This window comes from Sodalis-like endosymbiont of Proechinophthirus fluctus (genome assembly GCF_001602625.1).
GTDB lineage: Bacteria > Pseudomonadota > Gammaproteobacteria > Enterobacterales > Enterobacteriaceae.
The window spans coordinates 35,220-43,007 of the sequence record NZ_LECR01000047.1; the positions used below are offsets into that span (position 1 = coordinate 35,220).

At 53.9% G+C, this 7,788-nt stretch carries 8 protein-coding genes and 1 pseudogene; 4 read left to right on the forward strand and 5 right to left on the reverse strand.

The window, feature by feature from the left end:
* The 3 genes from coaE to yacG all read left to right on the forward strand — a co-directional run.
* A partial coding sequence (gene coaE / locus BG74_RS05625; RefSeq protein ID WP_244267340.1) for a dephospho-CoA kinase occupies positions 1-527 on the forward strand: 527 nt, incomplete at its 5' end.
* A gap of 55 nt (positions 528-582) precedes the next feature.
* Positions 583-873, forward strand: coding sequence for a cell division protein ZapD (zapD, locus tag BG74_RS17090; RefSeq protein ID WP_256364227.1), 291 nt, complete (start codon positions 583-585; stop codon positions 871-873).
* A gap of 355 nt (positions 874-1,228) precedes the next feature.
* A complete protein-coding gene (gene yacG / locus BG74_RS10920; RefSeq protein WP_073961101.1) occupies positions 1,229-1,387 on the forward strand; it encodes a DNA gyrase inhibitor YacG in 159 nt (52 codons plus the stop codon).
* 216 nt (positions 1,388-1,603) lie between these two features.
* Here the strand turns inward: yacG and BG74_RS19655 are convergent, their stop codons facing one another.
* Together BG74_RS19655 and secA are read right to left on the reverse strand one after the other, a co-directional pair.
* Positions 1,604-1,816 (reverse strand): NUDIX hydrolase, encoded by a 213-nt coding sequence (locus tag BG74_RS19655; RefSeq protein WP_369678517.1) that lies wholly within the window; start codon positions 1,814-1,816, stop codon positions 1,604-1,606.
* Positions 1,817-2,173: 357 nt separating this feature from the next.
* Positions 2,174-4,847 (reverse strand): preprotein translocase subunit SecA (gene secA, locus BG74_RS05640; RefSeq protein ID WP_244267341.1); only part of this gene is annotated, 2,674 nt, incomplete at its 5' end.
* Between the two features lie 473 nt (positions 4,848-5,320).
* Here secA and BG74_RS05645 point away from each other — a divergent pair.
* Entirely contained in the window at positions 5,321-5,848 is a 528-nt protein-coding gene (locus BG74_RS05645; RefSeq protein ID WP_066597196.1) for a DUF721 domain-containing protein, read from the forward strand.
* A gap of 45 nt (positions 5,849-5,893) precedes the next feature.
* Here BG74_RS05645 and lpxC read toward each other — a convergent pair.
* From lpxC to ftsZ, 3 genes and pseudogenes are all read right to left on the reverse strand, one after another.
* Positions 5,894-6,677 (reverse strand): UDP-3-O-acyl-N-acetylglucosamine deacetylase (gene lpxC / locus BG74_RS05650; RefSeq protein WP_244267342.1); only part of this gene is annotated, 784 nt, incomplete at its 5' end.
* Position 6,678: 1 nt separating this feature from the next.
* Positions 6,679-6,811 (reverse strand): annotated as a pseudogene (locus BG74_RS17100) (UDP-3-O-acyl-N-acetylglucosamine deacetylase); the annotation flags it as partial.
* Between the two features lie 110 nt (positions 6,812-6,921).
* On the reverse strand, positions 6,922-7,788 hold an 867-nt coding region (gene ftsZ, locus BG74_RS05655), incomplete at its 5' end, for a cell division protein FtsZ (RefSeq protein WP_066597211.1).

The window sequence follows — 7,788 nt, forward strand, 5'->3', positions numbered from 1 at the left end:
TGCCCCTAGTGGATGCCGACGTAATAGCAAGGGAGGTGGTCGAGCCGGATGGCCCAGCACTGCGTGCCATCGCGCAACATTTTGGTCGAGTGGTGCTGAACGCGGACGGATCGCTTGATCGCGCCATGCTCAGAGCGCGGATTTTCAGCGATCCAGAAGAGAAAGTCTGGCTTAACGGTCTGCTCCATCCGCTTATTAAACGGCAAAGCGAACAGCAGTTGCGCTCCGCACGCGCGCCTTACGTGTTATGGGTCGTGCCGCTGCTTATTGAGAATAACCTGCAGCAGCACGCCGATCGGGTGCTGGTGGTGGATGTGGACCCCGAAGTCCACATCGCGCGCACGCTCAGCCGGGACGGTGTCAACAGAGAGCAGGTGGAAAGCATTTTGGCGGCGCAGGTGCCGCGTCAGTGGCGTCTGGCCTGTGCCGACGATATTATTGATAATAGCGGGCACCCCGAAGAGATAACGGATCGCATTGCTACTTTGCATCAATACTATCTTACGCTTGCAGCATCAGCAACCTAATAGGATGAATTACAATGAGTGACGTTTACTCAACTATCCGGCATTAAGCGAAATCATCAATGCACTGACGTTTTTCCGTACCTTAGCCGATCTGCTGGATGCCCTCAAGTACGGAGACGTTCGCAGCGAAATGATCAAAAAAACTGGACCGCCAGCAGCAAAAATTGCTGCAGTGGTAAGGGACCGCGCCGGCGTCGACAGCGAACACGTCAACGCCCTGCACACCGATTGCAAACGTTGCGCTAACACCCTGAAAGCGGCCCCGCGCCTGGGGCAAGCACTGCGTGAAGATCACCTAATAGGCGCCTTGCACCAGCGGCTATCCATAACCCGGCGGCTGTTGTAGTTTCGACCTGCCGGCGCTGCATATCTGGCTATATCCGCTATAACCGCAGCACGACGCACAAGTGGACGGCTGGCTACAAACGCTGGATGATCCTCTCAACGCGCTGACCTGCATCCTGGATATCGTACGCCATTCAGATCCGTTCAAAAACTAAATCAGTTTAAATGGCTTCTTCCAGGATAACACCGAGGAGAGGGTTTGCTACGTTTGCATATTCCTGTCGAGAATCAACTCTATCCGCAAGTTTCCGGCCATAATACCCGTTATACTATCCGTTTTTTATCCCTGGAAAACGAGAACGGGGCAGTACCGAACCGCCTGTTGTTTGAACTGGCCTGTTTTAGGAGCAATCACTATGAACGACGATATTGTTAACGTCACCTGCCCCACCTGCGGCGAAATGGTGGAGTGGAGTCAGAAAAGCCCGTTCCGGCCATTTTGTAGCAAACGTTGCCAGTTGATAGATCTTGGCGAATGGGCGGAAGAGGAAAAGCGTATCCCAAGCGATGTGTAAATAACTGACAGCGATGAGTGGAGCGATGAAATCCGTCACTAAATGGACAGCGCCCGCAGCGGTATAATTCACCGTCGCAGGCAGCATGTCTTGGAAATGGATGCCGCACCTGACATCTCTGTTACCCTGGTTTATTCCCATCCGACAGGTAAAACGTCACGCCAGTCCCTCTACGAAGGAACACACGCTTACCGTGCTATAGGTTTCTGTGCCCCGCTAAGAAACTGCGCCGGATCGATTCGCCATCAGTTGACGAATAATAGCCACTCTTAGCCGGGGGAACTCTTCAACGTTTAGTGCCTGCTGCGGGCACCATAGCACCGGCTGTCCCTTGTTGCCGCAGGGTGTAGTGCCGTACTGCTGCACCACCAGAAAGAAATAAAACGCCAGCTGCCTCTCAGCGAAGTGATGCTGGGTCGTCGTCAGCAAATAGGCATTCTCGACGTCAATGCTGGTCTCTTCACGTAGTTCTCAGTGTAGCGCCTGTTTGGGGCTCTCGCCCTACTCTACCTTACTACCTTACCGCCGGGGAACTCCTAAAAACCTCCTATATGGATCTCCGCCGGGCGGCGGGTGATAAATATCTCTCGCCGGGCGTTACGGATGATACCAACTGCGATGGTTCTATCATCATAGCTGTCAGCGCTCCTTAAGGTTATATCCCTCACACTGCCAGATTGCGCGTTTTAATAAAAAGCGTACGTAAACCTCTTTTTAATAAAACTCCAAACAAAATCGGGCGTGACGAGGAACTCTGCTGCTGGCCTCCTCCTGGCATCGGCTTTACTAAAATTTGCCGTGGCAGTGCTTGAATTTCTTCCCGGAACCGCACGGGCAAGGATAGTTGCGCCCGACTTTGCGTCCTTCCTGCGCTAAGGAAGCGCTACCCGTGACGAGTTCCGCCACTGGCGTATGATGTCTCAGCTTCTGCTGTCTGGCCAGACGACGTTCGCCCTCTTCGCGCCGTTGTTGCTCTATCGCCTCTACCTCTTCCAGCATGCGCACCTGCAATTTACTAATGGTACTTATAACTTCATATTTCAGAGATTCCAGCATGGCGGCAAACATCGCAAAAGATTCGCGCTTGTACTCCTGCTTCGGGTCTTTTTGCGCATAGCCGCGCAGATGGATGCCCTGACGCAAATATTCCATCGCCATTAAATGCTCTTTCCACATAGAATCAAGTACTTGTAACATAACGCCTTTCTCGAAATTGCGCATCATTTCGCTGCCGACGATCTCTTCCTTACGCTGATATTGCACCAGTGTCTGCTCAAGCACGAGCGCACGCAGTGTCTCTTCGTGCAGGCCAGGCTCGTCGTCCAACCACTGAGCGATAGGCATATCCAGATCAAAATCATCTTTTAAGCGCTGCTCAAGCCCCGGAATATCCCATATTTCTTCCAGCGATTTCGGCGGAATGTAGCTATCGAGGATAGCCTTCAGCACATCCTCGCGGATGCTCTTGATGGTCTCGCTAATGTCCGCGACGTCGAGCAGTTCGTTGCGTTGTGTGTAGATCGCGTAGCGCTGATCGTTGGCAACATCATCATACTCCAATAGTTGCTTACGGATATCGAAATTGCGGCTTTCCACCTTACGCTGAGCATTGGCAATCGCCTTTGTGACCCATGGGTGCTCAATGGCTTCGCCCGGTTTCATGCCCAGTTTACGCATCATGCCGGAGACGCGATCCGACGCGAAAATACGCATCAGGGTATCTTCCATCGACAGGTAAAAACGGGAGGAGCCGGCGTCGCCCTGACGGCCGGAGCGGCCGCGCAGCTGATTGTCGGTACGGCGCGATTCATGACGCTCGGTGCCGATAATATGCAGGCCGCCTGCGGCTAGAACCGCATTATGGCGCGCCTGCCATGCATCCTTGATGGCGGCGATTTTCTGCTCGTCCGGCGTCTCCAGGGCTGCGATTTCCGCCTGCCAGCTGCCTCCTAGCACTATATCGGTACCGCGGCCGGCCATGTTGGTTGCGATGGTCACCGCCCCAGGCTGGCCCGCCTGAGCTACGATCTCTGCCTCCATAGCGTGGAATTTGGCGTTGAGCACTTTATGCGTAATACCGACTTTTTCCAGCTCATCGGAAACAAGCTCCGATTTTTCAATGGAAATAGTTCCCACTAGGACTGGCTGGCCACGTTCGGTGCAGGATTTGATATCCTCGATAATAGCGTCGATTTTTTCTTTTTCTGTCATGTAGATCAGATCGGACAAATCCTTGCGTATCATCGGACGGTTGGTGGGCACCACGATGGTATCGAGTTTATAGATGGAACTGAACTCAAACGCTTCGGTATCAGCGGTGCCGGTCATACCGGATAGCTTCTCATACAGGCGGAAATAGTTCTGGAAGGTTATGGATGCTAGCGTCTGGTTTTCATTCTGGATCGCCACGTTTTCTTTAGCCTCCACCGCCTGGTGCAGCCCATCAGACCAGCGGCGGCCTGGCATGGTGCGGCCTGTGTGTTCGTCAATGATGATAACTTCACTATCTTTAACGATATAGTCCACATCACGAGAAAAAAGCACATGGGCGCGCAAGGCCGCGGTCACATGATGCATCAGTATGATGTTGGCAGGAGAGTAGAGCGATTCTCCCTCCTCCATGATACCTGCTTTCACCAGCAGCCCTTCAATCAGCACCAACCCCCGTTCGGTCAGGTTCACCTGACGAGATTTCTCATCCACTGAGAAGTCGCCCTCACCCTGGAAGCTCTCGGAGTCCTCTTTGTCTTGGCGAATCAAATGCGGGATCAGTTTGTCGACGCGGCGATACACATCGGAGCTATCCTCTGCCGGGCCAGAGATAATGAGAGGGATGCGGGCTTCATCGATCAGGATGGAGTCCACCTCATCTACCAGCGCGTAATGTAACTTACGCTGCACCCGCTCTTCCTGGCTGAACGCCATATTGTCGCGTAGGTAGTCAAAACCGTACTCGTTGTTGGTGCCGTAAGTGATATCGGCGGCGTAAGCGGCACGTTTGGCTGGCGTGGGCAACCCCGGCAGGTTGATGCCGACGCTCATCCCCAGGAACTCAAACAGTGGACGGTTGTTTTCCGCATCGCGCTGCGCCAGATAATCGTTCACAGTGACCACATGCACGCCTTTGCCGCTAAGGGCGTTCAGGTATGCAGGCAGCGTAGCGGTCAGGGTTTTCCCTTCACCGGTGCGCATTTCGGCGATGCAGCGATTGTTAAGCACTATACCGCCCATTAATTGCACATCGAAATGGCGCATGCCGAACACACGCTTGCTGGCCTCGCGCACCACGGCGAAGGCTTCCGGCAGCAGGCTGTCGACGGTCTCCCCTTTGGCAATACGTTCGCGAAATTCAACGGTTTTAGCTGCGAGCTGTTCGTCGCTCAGCTGCGCCATAACTGGTTCCATCTGGTTGATGGCATCCACCGCCTTACTCATGCGGCGTAGGGTACGATCGTTACGGNTACCAAAAATTTTGGTAAGTAATTTTGCTAACATAGTTAGTGACATCTCATCATGGCCCCGTCCATTTCTCTGCAATTGCACCAGACGGATGCCAGTGTGGTGGTCGATGGAGGAGACATAGCCCGTTTGACGCAGGTGGCGCGACGGCATCCTCCGGGCACCGGCGCGGGGACCTGGCAATGGAGAGATGACGGATGACAGTGCGTATGTGCGTATGGCATGCTGGTGCCAATAATCTACGACGTAGGCGGGGCGATGGGCGATGCGGAACATCCTTCATGAAGCCGGCCTTTAAGGCGCTTTGCCGGCCTGGTGCAGAATTTCCTGAGCGACTTCCAGGCAATAACGGTACGCCAAACCCGGCCGTTACTATCCTCAGCAGGAGATGCGGCCAGAAATGATATCTGCCAAATTGTCGCCAACGATTTAAAATACCCATTACCCGATAATGTCTTCTGCTGGAGTGTTGTTATGCACGATGGTCGTCCAAATCCCATCGACAGTCTGTTTAGCGATAACGCCGAAGTGGGCCACGTGTCCCTCTCAAAGATTAAGCAGCGGGCCATCATGCTGTTTAATCTTAACCACGCGGTCAACGCGCTGCTGCCGGCATTGCTGCGCCCCTGGTGCCGCGTTGCCAACGTCCGCCAGGGTGTGATAGTGCTGGAAACCGCCAATGCCAGCTGGAAGATGCGGTTACGCTATGAAGAACCTCAATTATTATTCGCGTTAAGGGGACAGATTCTACCATCATTGTCGTCCATCGACATCAGGATTAACCCTGGCTTGGCGAGAAAACAGGAATTGAACGCGCAAAACAAAGACAGCGGCCGGCAATATCACCGGCCGCTCAGGGAAAAGCCGCGGCAATTGAGCTTACAGAGCGCGGCGTCTATCCGCTATGTGGCGGCGTGTAGCGAAGGGAAATTAAAGAACGTGCTGGAACGACTGGCGGAGCTAGCCGGAGAGAGTACCGACCCCGCCCGTCGCGGGAAATAGACGCCTAACTGCTAAAGGCGCTGTGTCACCGCTCGCCGACGACACTCATGCCATAACAAAGGAAGGTGCCTTGAACGCCAGCGGGAGTTCTGCCTCGTCTTCGAAGGTCACCAGTTCCCAGGCTTCCTGGCGCGCTAGCACCGCCTGTAATAGGTTGTTGTTCATAGCGTGGCCGGATTTGAAGGCGGCAAAAGCACCAATGATGTTATGGCCGCACATAAATAGATCTCCGATGGCGTCGAGCATCTTGTGGCGGACAAACTCGTCTTCAAAGCGCAGGCCGTCTTCGTTCAGCACCCGGTAGTCATCGACCACGATAGCGCAGTCGAAGCTGCCGCCCAGAGCTAGGCCACGAGATTGCAGGCATTCGATATCGCGCATGAAGCCAAAGGTGCGCGCGCGGCTTATCTGACGAACAAACGACTCCGCAGAGAAGTTCAGAAAATAACTTTGCGAGCTGGCATTAATCACAGGATGTTTAAAGTCGATGGTGAAATCGAGCGTAAAACCGTTATATGGCGCCAGCTCGGCCCATTTATCCCTATCTTCGACACGCACTTCTTGTTTGAGACGCAGGAATTTTTTGGCGCAGTTAAGCTCCTCAATACCAGCATCCAGCAGCAAGTAAACGAAGGGGCTGGTGCTGCCGTCCATGATCGGGATTTCAGGCGCATCCACCTCAACGATAATGTTGTCGATTCCTAATCCTGCCAGCGCCGCGTTCAAGTGCTCAACGGTGGAAATTCGCACATCATGCTCATTCACTAAACAGGTGCATAGCATGGTGTCACGCACCGACCTGGCGTCCGCGGGAAAATCCACCGGCGGGNTCAAATCGGTTCGACGATAGATGACCCCGGCATTTGCCGGTGCAGGGCGTAGTGTCAGTGCGACTTTTTTGCCGGTATGTAACCCCACACCGGTGGCCTGCACGATACGTTTTAATGTCCGCTGTTTGATCATCTATTTCTCCCGCAATTTTTACCATACCCACGCCGCCCACTCTGCCTAGCAGTAGAGTTGGCGGGCCAGTTTAGCACAAAGAGCGGTATTTCCCAAAATGGTACGTTTGTTTAATCCGCCTGTTTACGTAAGAAAGCCGGAATATCCAGATAGTCTGGTTCCTTACCACCCCTTTGAGCGTTTTGCTCATTGACCGCCTTTTTGGCCGCGGTTTTCTGCTCCTGAGCGAGCGAAGATAAGCCCACAGCGTGATCGCGGTAGCAGTTATCCATGACCGGCTGACTGCTCTGCTTATTAGTCACCAGCGTAACTTCCAGGCGTTTGTCCATGCCGATACCGGTCGCCACGACGGTAACGCGTAGTTCGTCGTTCATATCTGGATCCAGCGAGGTACCGATGACCACGGTGGCATTGTCGGAGGCGAAAGCACGAATAGTGTTACCTACGGTTTCAAATTCGTCCAGACGCAGGTCGAAACCTGCAGTGATGTTTACCAGCACCCCTAGGGCGCCAGACAGATCAATATCTTCCAGCAGCGGGCTTGAAATTGCCATTTCCGCCGCTTCTTCCGCGCGATCCTCGCCGCAGGAGACACCGGAGCCCATCATGGCGTAACCCATCTCTGACATCACGGTACGCACGTCGGCGAAGTCGACGTTCATAAGGCCGGGACGGGTGATAAGCTCAGCAATACCCTGCACCGCACCTTTTAGTACATCGTTGGCAGCGCCAAAAGCATCCAGCAGCGAAATACCGCGGCCTAGGACTTTCAGCAGCTTATCATTGGGAATAGTGATAAGCGAGTCCACATGCTTAGAGAGTTCAGCGATGCCCTGCTCGGCGAACGCCATGCGCTTTTTTCCTTCAAAATTAAATGGCTTAGTGACAACAGCTACGGTCAGGATACCCAGATCATTGGCGACTTCCGCAACAACCGGTGCAGCGCCTGTGCCGGTCCCCCCGCCCATGCCGGCAGC